Origin of the sequence: Nocardiopsis sp. NPDC006139, assembly GCF_040614155.1 — a bacterium.
GTDB classification, from domain to species: domain Bacteria; phylum Actinomycetota; class Actinomycetes; order Streptosporangiales; family Streptosporangiaceae; genus Nocardiopsis; species Nocardiopsis changdeensis.
In genome coordinates this window covers 24,897-43,829 of the sequence record NZ_JBEXTT010000013.1, presented here as the reverse complement: position 1 = coordinate 43,829, position 18,933 = coordinate 24,897, and the positions used below count along the sequence as shown (strand labels likewise).

At 75.3% G+C, this 18,933-nt stretch carries 22 protein-coding genes; 15 read left to right on the top strand and 7 right to left on the bottom strand.

The window, feature by feature from the left end:
- Window positions 1-124: 124 nt before the first annotated feature.
- The gene (locus ABZ249_RS18615) at window positions 125-565 is read left to right on the top strand and encodes a very short patch repair endonuclease (RefSeq protein ID WP_355264217.1); all 441 of its coding nucleotides are present in this window, start codon (window positions 125-127) and stop codon (window positions 563-565) included.
- Window positions 566-602: 37 nt separating this feature from the next.
- Here the strand turns inward: ABZ249_RS18615 and ABZ249_RS18610 are convergent, their stop codons facing one another.
- A complete protein-coding gene (locus ABZ249_RS18610; protein ID WP_355264214.1) occupies window positions 603-896 on the bottom strand; it encodes a hypothetical protein in 294 nt (97 codons plus the stop codon).
- Window positions 897-928: 32 nt separating this feature from the next.
- Here ABZ249_RS18610 and ABZ249_RS18605 point away from each other — a divergent pair, with 32 nt between their 5' ends.
- The gene (locus ABZ249_RS18605) at window positions 929-1,612 is read left to right on the top strand and encodes a hypothetical protein (protein WP_355264618.1); all 684 of its coding nucleotides are present in this window, start codon (window positions 929-931) and stop codon (window positions 1,610-1,612) included.
- Window positions 1,613-1,615: 3 nt separating this feature from the next.
- Here the strand turns inward: ABZ249_RS18605 and ABZ249_RS18600 are convergent, their stop codons facing one another.
- Complete coding sequence (locus ABZ249_RS18600) at window positions 1,616-2,623, bottom strand: LacI family DNA-binding transcriptional regulator (protein WP_355264616.1); 1,008 nt, start codon at window positions 2,621-2,623, stop codon at window positions 1,616-1,618.
- A gap of 200 nt (window positions 2,624-2,823) precedes the next feature.
- Here ABZ249_RS18600 and ABZ249_RS18595 point away from each other — a divergent pair, with 200 nt between their 5' ends.
- The 10 genes from ABZ249_RS18595 to ABZ249_RS18550 all read left to right on the top strand — a co-directional run bounded on the left by ABZ249_RS18595 (window position 2,824) and on the right by ABZ249_RS18550 (window position 11,692).
- On the top strand, window positions 2,824-4,113 hold the full coding sequence (locus ABZ249_RS18595; RefSeq protein WP_355264211.1) for an extracellular solute-binding protein: 1,290 nt from the start codon (window positions 2,824-2,826) through the stop codon (window positions 4,111-4,113).
- A complete protein-coding gene (locus ABZ249_RS18590) occupies window positions 4,110-5,018 on the top strand; it encodes a sugar ABC transporter permease (protein ID WP_255646616.1) in 909 nt (302 codons plus the stop codon). Before ABZ249_RS18595 ends, ABZ249_RS18590 begins: the two co-directional genes overlap by 4 nt.
- A gap of 89 nt (window positions 5,019-5,107) precedes the next feature.
- Window positions 5,108-5,926 carry a carbohydrate ABC transporter permease gene (locus tag ABZ249_RS18585; RefSeq protein WP_355264613.1) on the top strand — a complete coding sequence of 273 codons (819 nt, stop codon included), beginning with the start codon at window positions 5,108-5,110 and terminating at the stop codon, window positions 5,924-5,926.
- A gap of 121 nt (window positions 5,927-6,047) precedes the next feature.
- Entirely contained in the window at window positions 6,048-6,671 is a 624-nt protein-coding gene (locus ABZ249_RS18580; RefSeq protein ID WP_355264207.1) for a GTP cyclohydrolase II, read from the top strand.
- Window positions 6,664-7,398 carry a CDP-alcohol phosphatidyltransferase family protein gene (locus ABZ249_RS18575; RefSeq protein WP_355264204.1) on the top strand — a complete coding sequence of 245 codons (735 nt, stop codon included), beginning with the start codon at window positions 6,664-6,666 and terminating at the stop codon, window positions 7,396-7,398. Before ABZ249_RS18580 ends, ABZ249_RS18575 begins: the two co-directional genes overlap by 8 nt.
- Window positions 7,399-7,448: 50 nt before the next feature.
- A complete protein-coding gene (locus ABZ249_RS18570) occupies window positions 7,449-8,447 on the top strand; it encodes a zinc-binding alcohol dehydrogenase (protein ID WP_355264201.1) in 999 nt (332 codons plus the stop codon).
- Window positions 8,435-8,818, top strand: a complete 384-nt coding sequence (locus ABZ249_RS18565) for a 6-carboxytetrahydropterin synthase (RefSeq protein ID WP_220561407.1) — start codon at window positions 8,435-8,437, stop codon at window positions 8,816-8,818. Before ABZ249_RS18570 ends, ABZ249_RS18565 begins: the two co-directional genes overlap by 13 nt.
- Window positions 8,815-9,846 (top strand): glycosyltransferase family 4 protein, encoded by a 1,032-nt coding sequence (locus ABZ249_RS18560; RefSeq protein ID WP_355264198.1) that lies wholly within the window; start codon window positions 8,815-8,817, stop codon window positions 9,844-9,846. Before ABZ249_RS18565 ends, ABZ249_RS18560 begins: the two co-directional genes overlap by 4 nt.
- Window positions 9,843-10,628 (top strand): SAM-dependent methyltransferase, encoded by a 786-nt coding sequence (locus ABZ249_RS18555; RefSeq protein ID WP_355264195.1) that lies wholly within the window; start codon window positions 9,843-9,845, stop codon window positions 10,626-10,628. Before ABZ249_RS18560 ends, ABZ249_RS18555 begins: the two co-directional genes overlap by 4 nt.
- A complete protein-coding gene (locus ABZ249_RS18550) occupies window positions 10,625-11,692 on the top strand; it encodes a lysylphosphatidylglycerol synthase domain-containing protein (RefSeq protein WP_355264192.1) in 1,068 nt (355 codons plus the stop codon). The genes ABZ249_RS18555 and ABZ249_RS18550 overlap by 4 nt, the downstream gene beginning before the upstream one ends.
- Here the strand turns inward: ABZ249_RS18550 and ABZ249_RS18545 are convergent.
- On the bottom strand, window positions 11,579-12,304 hold the full coding sequence (locus ABZ249_RS18545; RefSeq protein WP_355264189.1) for a creatininase family protein: 726 nt from the start codon (window positions 12,302-12,304) through the stop codon (window positions 11,579-11,581). The genes ABZ249_RS18550 and ABZ249_RS18545 overlap by 114 nt on opposite strands.
- A 10-nt stretch (window positions 12,305-12,314) precedes the next feature.
- Complete coding sequence (locus ABZ249_RS18540; protein ID WP_355264187.1) at window positions 12,315-12,920, bottom strand: helix-turn-helix domain-containing protein; 606 nt, start codon at window positions 12,918-12,920, stop codon at window positions 12,315-12,317.
- Between the two features lie 181 nt (window positions 12,921-13,101).
- Here ABZ249_RS18540 and ABZ249_RS18535 point away from each other — a divergent pair, with 181 nt between their 5' ends.
- Window positions 13,102-14,634 (top strand): MDR family MFS transporter, encoded by a 1,533-nt coding sequence (locus tag ABZ249_RS18535; RefSeq protein ID WP_355264610.1) that lies wholly within the window; start codon window positions 13,102-13,104, stop codon window positions 14,632-14,634.
- Window positions 14,635-14,781: 147 nt separating this feature from the next.
- Window positions 14,782-15,333: a dihydrofolate reductase family protein gene (locus ABZ249_RS18530; RefSeq protein WP_355264184.1), complete on the top strand. Its 552-nt coding sequence runs from the start codon at window positions 14,782-14,784 to the stop codon at window positions 15,331-15,333.
- A 54-nt stretch (window positions 15,334-15,387) separates the two neighbouring features.
- Here ABZ249_RS18530 and ABZ249_RS18525 read toward each other — a convergent pair whose 3' ends face one another.
- On the bottom strand, window positions 15,388-15,987 hold the full coding sequence (locus ABZ249_RS18525; protein ID WP_355264607.1) for a LysE/ArgO family amino acid transporter: 600 nt from the start codon (window positions 15,985-15,987) through the stop codon (window positions 15,388-15,390).
- Between the two features lie 97 nt (window positions 15,988-16,084).
- On the opposite strand from ABZ249_RS18525, the gene ABZ249_RS18520 reads away from it, so the two are divergent.
- Entirely contained in the window at window positions 16,085-16,972 is an 888-nt protein-coding gene (locus ABZ249_RS18520; RefSeq protein ID WP_355264181.1) for a LysR family transcriptional regulator ArgP, read from the top strand.
- Window positions 16,973-16,987: 15 nt separating this feature from the next.
- Here ABZ249_RS18520 and ABZ249_RS18515 read toward each other — a convergent pair whose 3' ends face one another.
- Window positions 16,988-17,899, bottom strand: a complete 912-nt coding sequence (locus ABZ249_RS18515) for a serine hydrolase (protein WP_220561415.1) — start codon at window positions 17,897-17,899, stop codon at window positions 16,988-16,990.
- Window positions 17,896-18,831, bottom strand: coding sequence for a LysR family transcriptional regulator (locus ABZ249_RS18510; RefSeq protein WP_355264178.1), 936 nt, complete (start codon window positions 18,829-18,831; stop codon window positions 17,896-17,898). Before ABZ249_RS18510 ends, ABZ249_RS18515 begins: the two co-directional genes overlap by 4 nt.
- Window positions 18,832-18,933 lie beyond the last annotated feature (102 nt).

Below are 18,933 nucleotides of genomic sequence, written 5' to 3'. Positions count from 1 at the left end.
CATGGGAACGGCATGCCCGCCGCACCAGCGGCAAACCTACCAGTCAGTAATACCCACTGGTAACACCGGCCGGTAACATCCGGCGGCGGCAACGGCCCGCCCGGGCCGGCCTAGGATGCGGCGCATGGCTGTTCCCCGGCCCGCCAGGGCGCTCAACGAGGGCGTGCGCAAGAGCATGCGCGCGAACAGGGGCCGCGACACCGGCCCCGAACTGGCCGTGCGGCGGCTGGTGCACGCCGCCGGGCTGCGCTACCGGGTCTCGGCCCGGCCGCTGCCCGCGCTGCGCCGCACCGCCGACCTGGTCTTCACCCGCCGCCGGATCGCGGTGTTCGTCGACGGCTGCTTCTGGCACGGCTGCCCCGAGCACCACACCACGGCGCGCACCAACGCCGCCTACTGGGCCGAGAAGGTGCGCGCCAACCGCGAGCGCGACGCCGACACCGACCGGCGCCTGGGCGAGGCCGGCTGGACCGTGCTGCGCTTCTGGGAGCACGAGGAGCCCGCCGCGGTGGCGGAGCGGATCGTCGCGGCGGTACGGGGGGCGCGGGACACGCGCGGGGGGTGACCGGATCCGGCCACGCCCCGCAGGGCGCGGACCGGCCTCAGCGGCCGGTGGGAGCCGGGGACCGGCGCCGGAGGCGCGCGGCCAGAGCGCGCACGCGGCGCGCGAGCCGGCTCAGCGCCGACCCCGCCCTCCCCTGCCCGGCCTCCGGGGGAACGTCCTGGTCGGGGGCCTGGTCGGCGGTGTCGGAGACCTGCGCCACGCGGTCCCGCAGCCGGTCGCGGACCTGGTCGGGGGTGTAGGCGCGGCGCTGGCGCTCCGCGCGGGCGATCGCCACGCCCGTGGCCGCCACACCCACGAAAGCCGCCGCTCCGAGTACTTTCCACCATCGCATGTGCCTAGGCTAGCGGTGTGGCCGATAGCGAGATCTCTTTGGACCGGGCGCTGGAGCTGACCCGCACCGGCGATGTGTGGGTGTTCCGCGGAACGAGCGCGGCCGACCGCGCCATCCAGATCACCACCAACAGCCCCGTCAACCACGTGGGCATGTCGGTGGTCATCGAGGACCTGCCCCCGCTGATGTGGCACGCCGAACTGGGCCGCTCCCTGCCCGACATGTGGACCGGCAGGCACCAGCGCGGCGTGCAGCTGCACGACCTGCGCGACGCCGTCCTGGTGTGGGGGCGCAAGTACGGCCAGCGCGGCTGGCTGCGCCAGATCGACCCCGAGGTGGGCCGGGAGGCCGAGGACGCCGTGCTGCGGGCGATCGCGCGCCTGGACGGCACCCCCTTCCCCTCCACCGCGCAGATGGCCGGGCGGTGGGCGCGCGGGCGGCTGCCCCTGCGCCTGCCCTCCTTCCTGCGCCGCGGCGAGGACGCCGGGCATTCCGAGCGCGCCCTGGAGTCGGCCTACTGCGCCGAGGTCATCGCCCTGACCTACGAGGCGATGGGGCTGCTGCCCGCCGGGCGCCGCCCCGGGTACTACGACCCGGGGCGGTTCTGGAGCGGGGACCGCCTCAAGCTGGAGGGCGGCCACTCCCTGGGCGGGGAGATCGCCGTGACCCTGCCCGACCAACCGGAGCAGGCCGGACAGGCCGGACAGGCCGGGTAGCGCTCAGCGCAGGGGCGGCGGCGCGGTGCTGCCGCGCACGACCAGGGCGGTGGCCAGGTCCAGGCGCAGGTTGGCCGGGCGCCCCCCGCGGGCCAGCACCAGGGCCATGCGGGTGGCCTCCTCCGCCATCTCGGTCAGGGGCTGGCGGACCGTGGTCAGCGGCGGCCCCACCCAGCGGGCCACCGGCAGGTCGTCGTAGCCCACGACGCTGAGGTCCTCGGGGATGCGCACCCCCAGCTCGCGCGCGGCCTCGTACAGGCCCATGGCCTGGAGGTCGCTGCCGGCGAACACCGCCGTGGGCGGGTCGTCCAGGGCGAGCAGCTCCCGGCCGCGGTCGCGCCCGCTCTCCACGTGGAAGTCCCCGTGCCGGATCAGCTCGGGGTCCACGGGGATGCCCGCGGCGTCCAGGGCCGAGGTGTAGCCGTCGATGCGGGCCTTGCTGCACAGCACCTCGCGAGGTCCGCCGATGACGGCGATGCGCCGGTGCCCCAGGTCGACGAGGTGGCGGGTGGCGGCCAGCCCGCCGCTCCAGTTGGCCGAGCCCACCGCGGGCATGTCGGGCCCCGGGTCCCCCGCGGGGTCGACCACCACGAAGGGGATGCCGCGCGCCGACAGCCGGGTGCGCTGCTCGGCGGCCAGGTCGGAGAAGACCAGGACGACGGCGGTGGGGCGGCGGGCCAGGACCGCGTCGACCCAGTCGTCGCGCGGGGTCTGGCCGCCGGACTCGGTGAGCACGACGCTCAGCCCCTCCTCGCGGGCGATGTTCTCCACCCCGCGCACCACCTCGATGGCCCAGGCGCTGTCGAGCTCGTGGAACACCAGGTCGATGAGGGCGGAGCGGCCTCCCCCGGAGGCGCGCCGGCGCCGGTACCCGTGTGTGCGGATGAGCTCCTCCACGCGGGCCCGGGTGTCCTCGGCGACGTCGGCGCGGCCGTTGAGGACCTTGGAGACGGTCGGGACGGAGACCCCGGCGGCCTCCGCAATTTTCGCGATGGTCACCGGCCCGGTGATCGCTCCGTCGGGGGCTTCCTGGTTCGACTGAGTACTCACGCCGCCCGATACTACGCGCCCCGGCGCTGTTCAGCACCGCCGCTCCCGATTCGGTGGTGATCGGGGCCACAACGGATATTGACGTGGTTCACGCCGCGTCGTACATTCGGGCACCACAAGTTTCGGAATAAATTCCGAAAGTTTCGACCAAGGGATACGCGATGACCACCCCCCGAGTCGGCACGGCCGCCGCACTGGCCGCGCTCACCCTGCTCACCGCGACCGCCTGCGGCGGCCGGGGAGCCGCCCAGGGCTCCGATGAGATGCACGTGTGGATGTACCAGGACACCCTCGTCGTCGTGCAGGAGGGCGCCGTCGAACGCTTCAACGCCGACCAGGGCGCCGACGGCGTCCAGGCGGTCATCGACCAGGTGCCCGGCGACAACTACGTCGAACGCCTGCGCACCGCCATGGGCTCCCCGCAGCGGCCCGACGTGTTCTTCAACTGGGGCTCGGGCAGCATCGCCCCCTACGCCGAACAGGGCCTGCTCGAACCCCTCGACGATCTCCTGGCCGAGGACCCCGAACTCGCCGAGGCGTTCCTGCCCTCCGTCCTGGAGTCGGGCAAGGTCGACGGCGTCCAGTACGGCATCCCCCTGCGCGGCACCCAGCCCGTCGTCCTCTTCTACAACCGGGCCGTCTTCGAGGAGGTCGGCGTCGAGCCCCCGCAGACCTGGGACGACGTGCTGACCCTGGTCGACGAGTTCACCGAGGCCGGCGTCACCCCCTTCGCCCTGGCCGGCGCCGACCCCTGGACCGAGCAGATGTGGCTGCAGTACCTGGTGGACCGCATCGGCGGCCCCGAGGTGTTCGCCCGCATCGCCGAGGGCGACTCCGAGGGCTGGCGCGACCCGGCCGTGCTGGAGGCCGCCGAGATGGTCGCCGACCTGGTCGACCGCGGCGCCTTCGGCGACTCCTACGCCTCGGTCAGCTACACCGAGGGCGGCGCCTCCACCCTGCTCTCCGAGGGCCGCGCAGCCATGCACCTGATGGGGTCGTGGGAGTACTCCACCCACCTGGACCAGGCCCGCGAGTTCGCCGAGAACGACCTGGGCTACGTCGCCTTCCCGCCCATCCCGGGCGGCGAGGGCGACCCCGCCAACATCGTCGGCAACCCCACCAACTACTTCTCCGTCACCGCCGACAGCCCCCACCTGGAGCACGCCCTGGAGTTCCTCTCCTACACCGCCCAGGACGAGTACGTGGCCGACATGGTCGCCAACGGCGAGGTGCCCACCACCGCCGACGCCGAGGAGGTCCTGGCCGACAGCCCCAACCCGGAGTTCGCCGTCTTCCAGTACGAGCTGGTCCGCGACGCCCCCCACTTCCAGCTGTCCTGGGACCAGGCCCTGACCCCCGAGGTCGCCACCCCGATGGTCACCGAGATCGAGGCCCTGTTCAACGGGCAGCGCACCCCGCAGGAGTTCGTCGACGCCCTGGCCGCCCTGTGAGCGCGCGCACCCAGGGCCGGGCCGCCCCCCGCACCGGGCGGCCCGGCCCCCTGTGGGCCCTGCCGGGCGTCGTGTTCTTCGCGCTGTTCGCCGCCCTGCCCATGCTGCTGGTGGCGTACCTGTCCTTCACCCACTGGGGCGGGCTGGGCACCCCCGCCTTCGCCGGGCTCGACAACTGGACCCGGCTCGCCGGCGACCCGCTCATGCACCGCGCCGTGGGCCTGAGCCTGCTGCTGACCGTCGCCAGCTGGGCCCTCCAGACGCCGATCAGCCTGCTCCTGGGCGTGTGGGCCGCCGGGCGCCAGCGCGGCCGCGCGATCCTGTCCGCGGTCTTCTTCCTGCCGCTGCTGCTGTCCTCGGCGGCGGTGGCCATCATCTGGCGGGCCCTGCTGGACCCCAACTTCGGCCCGCCCGCCTGGCTGGGACCGGCCCTGGGCCTGGGCACCCTGGACCCGCTGGGCGGGGGCGGCAGCGCGTTCTGGGTGATCGTGTTCGTCGCCGCCTGGCAGTTCATCCCGCTGCACATGCTGCTCTACCAGGGCGGGGCCCGGCAGATCCCGGCGACCCTCTACCAGGCGGCGCGCATGGACGGGGCCGGGCGGCTGGGCATGTTCTGGCACATCACCCTGCCCCAGCTGCGCAACACGATGACCACCTCCTCGGTGCTGATGGTCGTCGGGTCCCTCACCTACTTCGACACGGTGCTCATCATGACCGACGGCGGCCCGGGCACCGACACCACCATCGTCCCGTACCTGATGTTCCGGGCGGGCTTTCGCAGCTGGGAGCTGGGCTACGCGAGCGCGATCGCGTTCACGCTGGTCATCGTCGCGACCCTCATCGCCCTGGTGATGGTGCGCCTGACCGGGTTCGGCTCGATGCGCAGCACCAGGGAGGGGATGTGAGCGTCGTGGAGGAACGCACCGCTGTGGAGGGGCGCCGCACGGCCGCGCCCCGGCGGGCGCGCGGCGGCGCACCGGTCCGGTACCGGGGCGTGGGCGAGCGCCCCAACGTCCTGGGCGGGCTGGGCGCCCTGGTCTGGCTGGTCGTGGTGGCGCTGCCGCTGTACGCCCTGCTCGTCGCCACGATCCAGCGCGGCGAGAACTACGTGCCCGAGGGCCCGCTGGCCCTGCCCTCGGACCCCACCCTGGGCAACTACGCCGCCGCCATCGACAAGGGCCTGCTCGGGTTCGTGGGCAACACCGCCCTGGTCACCCTCGCCGTCGTCGCCCTGGTCGTGGTCCTGTCCGCCACCACCTCGTACGCGGTCGTGCGCTCGCGGACCCGCGTCACCGACGCCGCCTTCCGCGTGTTCCTGCTGGGCCTGGCCATCCCCGCCCAGGCCGTCATCATCCCCGTCTACCTCATCATCGTCCGCCTGGGGCTGTACGACACCCTCACCGCGATCGTGCTGCCCACCGCCGCCTTCGCCCTGCCGGTGTGCGTCCTGATCCTGGTCGGGTCCATGCGCGACATATCCGAGGAGCTGTACGAGGCCATGGCGCTGGACGGCGCCGGGCCGGTGCGCACCTTCCTGCAGCTGGTCGTCCCCATGTCCCGGTCCGGGCTGGGCACCGTCGCCGTCTACTCCGCGCTCCAGGCCTGGAACGGGTTCCTCTTCCCGCTCATCCTCACCCAGTCCGCCGGCCGGCGGGTCATCACGATGGGCCTGTACGAGTTCCAGGGCGAGTACCGGGTGGACGTGCCCGGGCTGCTCACCGCGGTCGTGGTCTCCACCGTCCCGCTGTTCGTCGTCTACCTCGTGGCACGCCGCTCCCTGGCGGACGGGCTGATGGGAGTGGGCGGCAGGTAGCACACGCGTTTCGGATCGCGAAAGCCCGGGCAGGCGCTGGTTGTACCGGGCGGGTCCGAGAACAGGCCGAGCGGCTCCCCCGTCCGCAGTCCCTTGCAGACACGGCCCGAGGGGATCGCAGATGAACGACGACGCGCTGGACGAGGCCGCCGAGGCGGAACTGGCGACCCGGTGGGGGCCGTTCCGCCTGGTGGCCTTCCGCGATCCCGGCGACCGCGGGGAGCACCTGGCCCTGGTGCACGGCGAGGTCCGCGACCGCGACGAGGTCCCCGTCCGGATCCACTCCGAGTGCGTGACCGGCGACGTGTTCGGGGCCCTGCGCTGCGAGTGCGGCGACCAGCTGGCGGCCGCCGTCGGGGTGGTCACCGCCGCGGGCCGGGGCGTGGTGGTGTACCTGCGCGGCCACGAGGGCCGGGGCATCGGACTGCTCGACAAGGTCCGCACCCTGGCCCTGCAGGACGCCGACGGGCTCGACACCGTCGACTCGGCCACCGTCCTGGGCCTGCCCGTGGACGTGCGCGACTACGGCCCCGCCGCCCGGGTGCTGCGCCACCTGGGGGTGCGGTCGGTACGGCTGCTGTCCAACAACCCCGACAAGGCGCGCGCCCTGGAGACGCACGGGGTCAAGGTCGCCGTGCGCGAACGCCTGCTCGCCCCGGTCCGGCCGGAGAACCTCCCCTACCTGGTGGCCAAGCGCGAGCGGCTGGGGCACGACCTGCCCGCGCCGGAGCTGCCCGATGCCTGAGCCCGCCGCCACCGCGCCCGCGCCGCCGCCGGCGCCCGGCCGCGGCCCGGACCGGCGCTCACCGCACCGGGCACTCGCCTGCGCGGCGGCGGGACAGCTCGCGGTGCTGGCGGTGCTGACCGCCACGGTCGGGCTGGGCCCGGCCGGCTGGGCGGTCGCCGCAGCTGTCGCCGGTGCCGGCGCCGCCCTGGTGGCGCGGGCCGCCGCGCGGGCCCGGCACCGGTTCGGGCCCGCCGACGCGATCACCCTGGCCCGGTGCACCCTCATCGCCGCCACCGCCGGGCTGTTGGCCGACGGCGCCGCCCCCTGGCCGGTGGTGGCCGTGGCCTCACTGGCCCTGGCCGGGGACCTGGTGGACGGGCCGGTGGCCCGCCGCACCGGCACGGCCACCGCCTTCGGGGCCCGCTTCGACATGGAGGCCGACGCGTTCCTGCTGCTGGTCCTGAGCCTGGCCGCCGCACCGCTGCTGGGCCCCTGGACCCTGGGGATCGGCGCCATGCGGTACGTGTTCGCCGCGGCCGCCCGGTGGGCGCCCTGGCTGGCCGCGCCGCTGCCGCCGAGTCGGGCCCGCAAGGCGGTGGCCGCCGTCCAGGGGGTGGCGCTGGTGGCCGCCCTGGCACCGGTGGTCCCGACCGCGGCCGCCGCGGCGGTGGTCGCCGCCGCCCTGGCCCTGCTGGTGTGGTCCTTCGGCCGCGACATCGCCCGGCTGCACCGCGACCGGGCCTGACGGCTGAGAGGGTGGGACGGACAGCGTCCACGAGCCAGACGAGGAGGACCATGGCGCAGACAGCGCGGGCGTTCTGGATCCGGTCCCCCGGCCACGGGGAGATCCGCGAGGAGCCCCTGGCCGACCCCGGGCCCGGCGAGGTGCTGGTGCGCACCCGCTGCTCCGGGATCAGCCGCGGCACCGAGACCCTGGTGTTCGGCGGCGGCGTCCCGCCCGGCCAGTACCGGGTGATGCGCGCCCCCTTCCAGGAGGGGGACTTCCCCGGCCCCCTCAAGTACGGGTACCTCAACGTGGGCACCGTCGAGGAGGGGCCCGGCGACCTGGTGGGGCGGACGGTGTTCAGCCTCCACCCCCACCAGGACCTGTTCACCGTCCCGGCCGACGCGGTCTTCCCGGTGCCCGAGGGGGTGCCCGCCGAGCGGGCGGTCCTGGCCGGCACGGTCGAGACGGCCGTGAACGCCCTGTGGGACGCCTCCCCCCTCGTCGGCGACCGCATCGCCGTGGTGGGCGCCGGGATGGTGGGCTGCTGTGTGGCCCGCCTGGCCTCGCGGATCCCCGGCGCGCGGGTGCAGCTGGTGGACGTGGACCCCGGGCGGGCCCGCACCGCCGACGCGCTGGGGGTGGGGTTCGCCGCGCCCGCCGAGGCCATGGGCGACTGCGACCTGGTCTTCCACGCCAGCGCCACCGAGGCCGGGCTGACCCGCTCCCTGGAGCTGCTCGCCTCCGAGGGGGAGGTCGTGGAGCTGAGCTGGTACGGGGACCGGCGCGTCATCCTGCCGCTGGGCGGGGACTTCCACTCCCAGCGGCTGGCCGTGCGCGCCAGCCAGGTCGGGATGATCTCGCCCGCCCGCCGCTCCCGCTACGACCACGCCGAACGCCTGGGGCTGGCCCTGCGGCTGCTCGCCGACCCGGCCTTCGACGCCCTGCTGACCGGGGAGAGCGCCTTCGAGGACCTGCCGTCGGTGCTGCCGCGGCTGGCCGACGGCTCCCTGCCCGCCCTGTGCCACCGCATCGTCTACCCCTGGGAGGACCCCCGGTGTTCAGTGTGACGGTCCGCGACCACATGATGGTCGCCCACAGCTTCCGCGGCGAGGTGTTCGGGCCCGCCCGGGCCCTGCACGGCGCGACGTTCGTCGTGGACGCCACCGTGTACCGCGCGGAGTTGGACGCCGACGGGGTCGTGGTGGACATCGGCGAGTTCTCCCGGGTCCTGGCCGGGATCGTGGGGGAGCTGAACCACCGCAACCTGGACGAGGTGCCCGGGTTCGCCGGGGTGAACACCACCACCGAGTTCCTGGCCCGGGTGGTGGCCGACCGGCTGGTGGAGCGGCTGGACGCCCCGGCCCGGGGGCTGGCGAGGGTGGCGGTGACGCTGCACGAGTCGCACGTGGCGTGGGCCTCCTACGAGAGGGACCTTTGACCGTCTTCGTGGTGCCCGAGCCCTCCGCCCCCAGCGGCGGCCACACCTACGACCTGCGCCTGGCCGAGGTCCTGGGCCTGGACCGGGTGGAGGTGCCCGGGGCGTGGCCGCGGCCGGACGAGCGTGACCGGGCGGGCCTGGAGCGGCTGCTGGCGGGCCTGCCCCGGGGGTCGACGGTGCTGCTGGACGGCCTGGTGGCCTGCGGTGTGCCGGAGGCGGTCCTGCCGTGGGCCGGGCGGTCGCGGATCGTGGTGCTGGTCCACCTGCCGCTGGCCGACGAGACCGGCCTGGCCCCCGCCGAGGCCGCCGACCTGGAGGCCCGGGAGCGGGCGGTGCTGCGCGGCGCGGCGGCCGTCATCGCCACCGGCGCGGCGGCGGCCCGGGACCTGGCCGCCCGCCACGGCCTGAGCGGGGTGGCCGTCGCCCCGCCCGGGGTGGACCCGGCCCCCGAGGCCGTCCCCGGCGACGGGACGCGGCTGCTGTGCGCGGCCTCCCCCACGCCCCGCAAGGGCCACGACCTCCTGTTCGCCGCCCTGGACCGGGTGCGCGACCTGCCCTGGACCTGTGCCTGCCCCGGCCTGCCCGCCGCCGGCGGCGGCGCGTGGGCGGCCCGGGTCCGGGAGGCGGCCCGGCCCCTGGGCGGCCGCGTGTCCCTGCCCGGCCCGCTCGCCGGCGCCGACCTGGACGCCGCCTACGCCGCGGCCGACCTGCTGGTGCTGCCCACCCGCGCCGAGACCTACGGCATGGTCGTCACCGAGGCCCTGGCCCGCGCCGTCCCCGTCCTGGCCTCCGGCGTGGGCGGGGTGCCCGAGGCCCTGGGGCGCGACCGGACCGGCGCCCGGCCCGGCCTGCTCGTCCCGCCCGGGGATCCGGACGCCCTGGCCCGTGCGCTGCGCCTTTGGCTCACCGATCCGGCGCTGCGGGAACGGCTTCGGCGTTCGGCCCGCCGGCGCCGCGCCGACTTGGCAGGATGGGAGGAGACGGCCCGCTCGGTGAGCGCCGTCCTCGACCGGGAGGTGACCCCGTGAGCACCGCGGACACCCAGGAGTTCACACCGCGCTGGCTGGCCGCCCGCGAGGGCGCCGACGCCCGCGCCCGTTCCCGCGGCCCGCTGCCGGCCCTGGCGGCGCACGGCGCCGTCGTCGCCGACCTGGGCTGCGGCACCGGGTCGCTGGCCCGCTGGACCGTCCCGCGCCTGGCCGGGGTGCGGCACTGGATGCTGTTCGACCGCGACCCGCGCCTGCTGGCCCTGGCGGGCGGCCGGGTCCCGGCGCCCCGGGTGGAGGCCCGCCTGCTGGAGCTGGCCCGGCTGCGCCCGGACGACCTGGCGGGGGCCACGCTGGTGGCCGGCTCGGCCCTGCTGGACGTCCTCACCGGGGAGGAGGTCCTCACCGTCGCCGACGCGGTCGCGGGCACCGGCCGCCCCGCCTGGTTCACGCTGTCGGTGGCGGGCCGGGTGGTGCTCACCCCGGAGGACCCGCTGGACGCGGCGGTCGCCGCCGCGTTCAACGCCCACCAGCGCCGGGGCGGGCGCCTGGGCCCCGACGCCGTGGAGGCCGCGATCGAGGCGTTCGCCCGCCGGGGGTACCGGGCGACGACCTTCCCCAGCCCGTGGCGGCTGGGGCCGGACCCGGCGCCGGTGACCCGGATGTGGCTGGAGGGCTGGGTGGGCGCCGCCGCCGAACAGGAGCCGCGCCTGCCGCTGGAGGACTACCTCGCCCGCCGCCGGGAGCAGCTGGACGGGGAGCGGCTGACCGTCGTCGTCCACCACGACGACCTGCTGCTCATGCCCCCCGGGGACCGGTCGTGACGCTGCGCCCGCCCCCGCACGCGCCCGCCGCCCCCGGCGGTGCCGGTGCCCGCGGCGCACCGGTCCCCGGCGCGCGGGGGTGGTGGCGCCGCCGCCGGGGCGCGGTGCTGCGGGCGGGCGCGGGCGCCCTGATCCTGGGCGGGGTGCTGTGGTGGTACCCGCTGGAGGCGTTCACGGCCGCGCTGGCGGTGGTGGACGCCGGCGCGGTCGCCGCGGCCCTGGCCCTGGGCGCCGTCACCACGGTGCTGTGCGCGTCCCGCTGGCTGGTGGTGGCGCGGGCGGTGGGCCTGCGGCTGTCCCCGGCCCGGGCGGTGGCCGACTACTACCTGGCGCTGCTGCTGAACGCGGTGCTGCCCGCCGGGTTCCTGGGCGACGCCCACCGGGCAGTCGGCCACGGCCGCGCCAACGGCGACCTGGGCCGCGGGGTGCGCGCCGTGGTGCTGGAACGCCTGGCCGGGCAGGTGGTGCTGTGCCTGGCCGTGGCGGTGCTGGTGCTCACCCTGCCCTCCGCCCTGTGGGGTCCGGGCCGGGCCGCGGCGGTCTCCTCCCTGCTGCTCCTCGCGGCGGTCGCCGCCCTGCTCGCCGCGGCGGCCCTCCTCCCCCGGCTCCGGGACTCCCGCCCGGGCCGGCTCCTGGCCTCGACGGTCCGCGACGTGCGCGCCGGGCTGCTGGGGCGGGCCCCGGCGGTGCTGGCGCTGTCGGCGGCGGCGCTGGCCGGGCACGTGGCCCTGTTCCTGGTGGCCGCCCACCTGGCGGGTGTGGACGCCCCGCCGCCGCGGCTGGTGCCGCTCGCGCTGCTGGCGCTGGCGGCGATGAGCCTGCCGGTGAACGTGGGCGGGTGGGGCCCGCGCGAGGCCGCCACGGCGGCGGCGTTCGGCGCCGCCGGGCTGGGGGCCGGCCAGGGCCTGACGGTGTCGGTGGTCTACGGGGTGCTGGCGCTGGTGGCGGCGCTACCGGGCGTCGCCGTGGCGGCGGCGCGCCTGTTCCAGGGCGGCCAGGTGTCCGGCGGCCCGCCGGGTGAGGTGGGCGAGCAGGGCGTCCCCCTTGGCGGCGCTCGCCCGTGAGGGCAGGCCCACCACTCCGTTGGCGGTGTAGGCGGCCAGCCCGAGGGTGCCCATGTGGTCGCGTTCGTCGGCCCGGTGGTCGGCCCGCGCGTAGTCGGGGCGGACCAGGTCGGGGTGGGTGTGCAGCAGCACGGAGGTCTCCAGCTCCCCGGCGTGCATGTCCTGGTCGTTGGTGGTGGTGATGCCCGCCGCGGTGCGGGCGGCCTCCCATTCGCCGGGTCCGGGGAAGAGGGCCATGCGCCCGCCCGACTGCTGGACGGTGTTGGCGAGCACGTGGTTGCCGCCGTGGCCGTTGACGATCAGCAGCGGGACGCCGCCCAGGGAGTCGGCGATGTCGGTGACCAGGGCGTGCAGGGTGGCCGCCGAGACGCTGACGGTGCCGGGCCAGGCGGCGTGCTCGTGGGAGCAGCCGAACGCCAGCGGGGGCAGCAGCCGCAGCGCGTGGGCTTCGGCGACGCGTTCGGCCAGGGCGCAGGCGATGAGGGTGTCGGTGGTGAGCGGCAGGTGGGGGCCGTGCTGTTCCAGGCTCCCCGCGGGCAGGACGGCGGCGGCCGGGGTGCGCGCGCCCTCCTGCGGTGAGGTGGTGGCGGGCAGCGGCGGGCGTTCGTCCATGCCCCCAGTATCAGGGCGGCGGTGCGGGATCGGTGAAGGCGGCGCCGACCTCGTCCAGGACGGAGTCCACCACTTCGTCCAGGGTGCCGGTGCCCTCCTGGGTCCACTCGTGCAGGGCGTGCAGCAGGGCGGACAGGAACACCGACGCCAGCAGTCCGGGGCGGTGCATCCCGGCGGGCAGGGCGCGGTCCCCCAGGAGCGCGGCCATCTCGTGCAGGAACCCCTGCTGCCCGGCCAGCCGCCGTCCCAGCAGGGCGGGGTGCTTGAGGGCCAGGCGGGTGCTCTGCGCCCACTCCCGGTCCGGTGACAGGTCGCGGGTGTCGTAGACGGTGCGGACGGTGGCGCGCAGGGCGGTCCAGGCCGACTCGTGCGCGGGGCGGGTGCGCAGGACGGTGAGGAAGTCCTCCATGTGGGCGGTGTCGCCGTACAGGCAGGCGTCCTCCTTGCCCGCGAAGTAGTTGGAGAAGGTGCGCCGGGAGACCTCGGCGGAGGCGGCGATCTCCTCGACGGTCACGGCGTCCAGGCCGCGTTCGACGATCAGTCGCAGCGCGGCCCGGTGGATGCGCAGCCGCGTCCGCTCCTTCTTGCGTTCGCGCAGACCGGGGGAGACGTCCATGGTGACATGTTACACGGACTGAAAAATTGCCCTGAAGGCATATTTGCGCGGTGTGCATGTATGCTGGTGAGCAGGTCAACTCCGTTTACTTTTCTTCGCAGGGGTGCATGTGAGCGCAGCACGTCCGTTATCCGATACCGGGGCCCGCCCGACCGTCCTCCGGTCCCTCACCGGGCTGCTCATGGTCCTGGGCGTCACGATGCTCAGCGGCACGATCGTCTCGGTCGCCCTCCCCCAGATCGTCGGCTCCCTCAACGGCACCCAGTCGCAGTACACCTGGGTCGTCACCGCCGCACTGCTGGCCTCCACCGCCTCGACCCCGGTCTGGGGCAAGCTCGCCGACCTCTTCGACAAGAAGCGGCTGCTACAGCTCTCCATCGTCATCTTCATCGTCGCCTCGCTGCTGTGCGGCCTGGCCCAGACCACCAGCCAGCTGATCGCCTTCCGCGCCCTCCAGGGCCTGGGCATGGGCGCCTCGCAGGTCCTCGTCCAGGTCGTCATCGGCAGCCTGGTCAGCCCCAAGGAACGCGGCAGGTTCAACGGCTACATCGGCGCCATCATGGCCGTGGCCACCGTCGGCGGCCCCCTCATCGGCGGCGCCATCACCGACGTCTCCTGGCTGGGCTGGCGCTGGTGCTTCCTCATCGGCGTTCCCTTCATGCTCGTCGCCATGGTCGTCCTGGCCCGCACCCTGCACCTGGAGGACGTGCGCCGCCCCGACACCAAGGTCGACTACGTGGGGGCCACGCTCATCGCCGCGGGGGTCAGCGTCCTGCTGCTGTGGATCACCTTCGTCGGCGGGGACTTCGCCTGGATCTCCTGGCAGAGCGCCGCCATGGTCGGCGGTGCCGCGCTCCTGCTCGGCCTGGCCGTGTGGGTCGAGTCCCGGGTGTCGGAGCCGGTCATCCCGCTGCACCTGGTGGTGCGCCGCGAGACCGCCGTCGCCATCCTGGCCAGCGTCGCCGTGGGCATGGCCATGTTCGGCGGCGCCGTGTTCCTGGGCCAGTACTTCCAGCTCGCCCGCGGCTACTCGCCCACCGAGGCCGGCCTGCTCACCATTCCGCTGATGCTGGGCGTCCTGGTCTCCTCCACCGTCTCCGGGCGCATGGTCTCCCGCTCCGGCCGGGTCAAGTCCTACGTGATGACCGGTCTGGTGACCCTGTCCGTCGGGTTCTTCCTGCTGTCCACCATCGACGCCGAGAGCCCCCTGCCCTACGTGGGCCTGGGCATGCTCCTGGTGGGCACCGGCGTGGGCCTGTCCATGCAGAACCTGGTCCTGGTGGTGCAGAACTCGGTGCCCCTGCGCGAGCTGGGCGCCGCCAGCGGCGCCATCACGTTCTTCCGCTCCCTGGGCGGCACCATCGGCGTCTCCGTCCTGGGCGCCGTCCTGGCCAACCGGGTCGCCACCGGCATCACCGAGGGCCTGGCCGCCGCCGGGGTGGACGCCTCGGGGGCCGCCGCGTCCGGCAGCGGCACCCTCAACCTGGACGCCATGCCGCCCTTCCTCCGCGACATCGTCGCCGGCGCCTACGGCTCCGCCACCGGCGACATCTTCCTCGTCGCGACCGGCATCGCCGTGGTGGGCGTCCTCGTCGGCGTCCTGCTGCCCCGCGTGCGCCTGCGCGACAGCCTGGACCTGCCCGAACCCGTGGAACAGGTCGTCGCCGAGGCCGAGGACTCAGGTCCCGGCCGGAGCCCGCAGACCGCGGGCTGAGCCCGCCGCCGAGCGCCCCGCCCCGGACCGTCCGGGGCGGGGCGCCGCGCTGTCGGGGGGGGAGGAGGGGCCGGTTGTCGCAGGGAGGCGTTAGCGTGGGCGCGCGCCCGGCGGACAGGACCGGGCACCGAACCCGCAGGAGCCCCCATGGCCGAGCTCACCTACTTCGTCCACCAGTCGCTCGACGGCTACATCGAGGGCCCGAACGGAGAGTTCGACTGGCCGGTCATGGGGCCGGAGCTGTCCGAGGACTCCCGGGCCCTGGGCGAGCGCGCCGACGCCTTCCTCTACGGCCGGGTCGTCTGGGACATGATGTCGGGCTTCTGGCCCGAGGCGGAGAAGCACTCCGACGACCCCCACGACCTGGCCTTCGCCCCCGTCTGGCGGGAGAAGCCCAAGGTCGTGGTGTCGCGCACCCTGGACAAGGCCGACTGGAACACCCGGGTGGTGGACGGCGTGGACAAGGTCGCCGAGCTCAAGGCGGCCGGGGAGGAACTCGTCCTGTTCGGCGGCTCGGCCCTGGCGGCCGACCTCACCCGGCACGGGCTCGTCGACGAGTACCGCGTCTTCGTGCACCCGGTCGTCCTGGGCGGCGGCAAGCCCGCCTTCCCCGCCTCCGTCGGCCGCCTGGGCCTGGAGCTCGTGGAGTCCCGGGTGTTCGACTCCCAGGCCACCATGCTGCGCTACCGCCGCGCCTGAGGTCCGACCGTGCGCCCGGCTCCGCCGACCGGAGCCGGGCGCCGCTGTTCCCGGTCAGCCGCCCAGGGCCATCCGCGCCCCCAGCGCCAGCATGACCACCGCGATCACCCCGTCCAGCACCCGCCACGCCCCCGGGCGGGCGAACACCGGCCGCAGCAGCCGCGCGCCGAAGCCCAGGGAGAAGAACCACAGGAAGCTGGCGCTGACCGCGCCGGCCGCCCACCACCAGCGGGCCCCGTCGTACTGGTTGGCCAGGGAGCCCAGGAACAGCACCGTGTCCAGGTACACGTGCGGGTTGAGCCAGGTCAGCACCACCGCGGTCGCGATGGCCGCGCCGCGCCCCACCACCTCGCCCGCGCTCGCCTCCAGCGAGCCGCCGTCCGGGCGCAGCGCCCGCCGGGCCGCCATCGCCCCGTACACGAGCAGGAACCCCGCCCCCAGTACCCGGACCACCGTCACCAGCCCGGGCAGGGCCGTGATCACCGCGCCGATGCCCAGCACGCCCAGCGTGATGAGCAGCGCGTCGGACAGGGAGCAGACCAGCACCACCGGCAGGACCGTGGCGGTGCGCCCGGAGATGCCCAGGCGCAGGACGAAGGCGTTCTGGGCGCCGATGGCCACGATGAGGGCGAGCCCGGTACCCAGACCGAGCATCGCGGGGAGAAGAGTCGCGTTCACGGAGAGAACGCTAGGCCCGCGACCGATGTGCAGTAAAGCTAAACTTTCTTAGAACCCCTAAGAGAGGCTTAAGATGCCCTTCCAGTTCGAGCACCTGCGCACCCTCACCGCCCTGGTGGACGAGGGCACCTTCGAGGCGGCCGCCCGGGCCCTGCACGTGACCCCCTCGGCGGTGTCGCAGCGCGTCCGGGCCATGGAGCAGGCCGTCGGCAAGGTGCTGGTCCGGCGCACCACACCGGTCGCCACCACCCCGGCCGGGGACGTGGTCCTGCGCCACGCCCGCCAGGTCCTGGTACTCGACGAGGACGCCCTGGGAGAGCTCGGCGCGGACGAGGGGGACCGACGGCTGCCCGTCGCCGTCAACGCCGACAGCCTCTCCACCTGGTTCCTGGAGGCGCTGGCCGTCGTGGCCGGGGAGCTCGGGGTGGCGTTCGAGGTCCACCGCGAGGACGAGGAGCACACCACGTCCCTGCTGCGCTCGGGGACGGTCATGGCCGCGGTCACCTCCACCCCCGAGGCCGTCCAGGGCTGCACCGTGGAGGGGCTGGGCGTCCTGCGCTACCTGGTGGTGTGCACGCCGGAGTTCGACGACCGCCACCTGGGCGGCCGCGGCGACCCCGGACTCCTGGCGCGCTCGCCCATGGTCACCTTCGACCGGCGCGACGACCTCCAGGACCGCTTCCTGCGCGAGACCCTGGGCCTGGCCCCGAGCGGGCCGCGCCACTACATCCCCGCCTCACAGGACTTCGCCCGCGCCGTCCACCTGGGCATGGGCTGGGGCGCCGTGCCCGAGGGGCAGTGCCGGGACGCCCTGGAGGCCGGGGAGCTGGTCCACCTGGCCCCCGACCACCCCGTCGAGGTCCGCCTCTACTGGCAGCGCTGGAACCTGCGCTCCCCCGCCCTGGACCGGCTCACCGAGGTGGTCCGCCGCCACGCCGCCGCCGGCCTGCACCCGCTGTGACCCGGCCGGGCCGCCTCACCCGGACCGGAGCCGGTCGCGCAGGGTGCGCGCCACCCGTGCCATCAGCGCCTCCGCGCCCGGCTGGTGCACCGCCGGGACCCGGGACTCCGTCAGGGCCGCCACCGCGAACACCGCGCCGTCGGCGTGCTCCACCACGCCCACCTCGTGGCGCAGGTTCAGCAGGCTCCCCGTCTTGGACGACCACGTCGTGGCGTCCGACACGAAGTCCGGGGTCAGGCGGTGCCGCAGCACGTTGTGCGCCATCAGCCCCCGCACCCGCGCCGCCACCTCCGGGTGGATCTTCGACGGGGTCCACAGCGCCTGGAGCAGGTCGGTGAAGGCCCGCGCCGACCCCGTGCTCGCGCGCGCCACGTCCAGCTGCGGGATCCGGTGCCCCCGCCCCGCCGTCCCCGCCTCGATGGCCAGGCTGTGCGCCAGGTGCCCCTCGTCGGGGTTCAGCCGGTCGACCGGCGTGTGGTGCAGCTCCTCCATCGTGTGCCGGACCGTGATGCCCGCGATCCCCGCCGCCCGCAGCGAGGCCGCCACCCGTTCCGGCGGGGTGAGCGCCAGCAGGGCGTCCGCGGCCGCGCCGTCGCTCAGGCACGTGCTCAGGTAGACCAGGTCCTCCACCGCCACCCGGGCCGGGTGGCGGAACCGGGAGATGCCGATCGGCCCGAAGGTCTCCACCCTCCCCGGGTCCACGGGGACCTGCTCCGCCCCGTCCAGCTCCCCGGTCTGCACCCGCTCCAGCACGGCGATCGCCAGCGGCACCTTCACCAGCGACGCGGACGGGAACTCCTCCTCGGGCTCGATCCCGATCTCCTCCCCCGTCCGCAGGTCCCGCACCAGGAAGGAGCCCCGCAGTCCCCCCTCCTCCAGCTCACGGCGCAGCCCGCGCAGCAGGGCGGTGGTGGTGGCGACGGTCACGGGGTCCTCCCGGGGTCGGGGACGGCGGCGGTTTCGGGGGCGGCGGGAACGGCGGGGTCGGGGACGGCGTCCAGGCAGTGGGCCAGGGCCGCGGCCAGCGGAGCCCGCAGCCGCTCCGTCTCCTCCTGCCCCTGGGCCACCAGATCGTAGCCGCGTTCCACCACCGGCTCGCCCAGCGCGCACCAGTACAGCCCCAGCGCCTCCGCCTGTCCCGCCGGGCACAGCAGCAGGTCGCCGCGGACCAGGACCTCCGTCGCCGCGTCCGCCAGGGACGACGCGACCAGCACCTGTCCGGGCCCCAGCCCCAGGGCGTCGCGCGAGCGCGACAGCGGATCGCGCACGTGCGGCACGTCGTCCTCCGGCTGGATCCACAGCCGGCGGCCGCCGCCGGGGCGCTCCCCGCGCCCCACCCGCAGCGTCCCCAGGTACAGGGTCCGCACCTCGAACGCCGTCGCCGAGCCCACCCCCAGCGGTACCCGCCACGCCGCGTCCACCGGCGGCACCGCCACCACCGCCGCCCGCACCTCGCGGTCGCGCAGCGCCGCCGCGCGCACCGCGGGCGGCCCCGGCCGGAAGTCCAGCCGCAGCCCCGCGTCGCGCCCCGCGGCGCCCAGCGCCGCCAGGTCCCGTGTCGCGCACGTCTCCGGCACCGCCAGCCGCAGGGGGCTGTGCCGGGCCCGTTCGGCGTCGTACTCCAGCTCCTCCGCCAACCGCACCAGGCGCCGCGCCGCGGGCAGCACCTCCCGCCCGAACGGCGTCAGCACGGCCCTGCGCGTGGACCGGTCGAACAGCTGGCCGCCCAGATGGCGTTCCAGGGCCGCCACCCGGCGGCTGGCCACCGGCTGCGGAATGCGCGCGGCGGCCGCGCCCGGGGTGAAACCGCCCCGATCGCTCACGTACACGAAGGCCCGACAGGCACCGACCAGATCCATGAGCCGAGATTATGCCGGAAACGCATGGAAACGGCGATTGCCGTCTTGGACGGCATGAGGTCTCGGGGGACAGACTGCTGGCGAGGCCGCACCGGCCCGGCG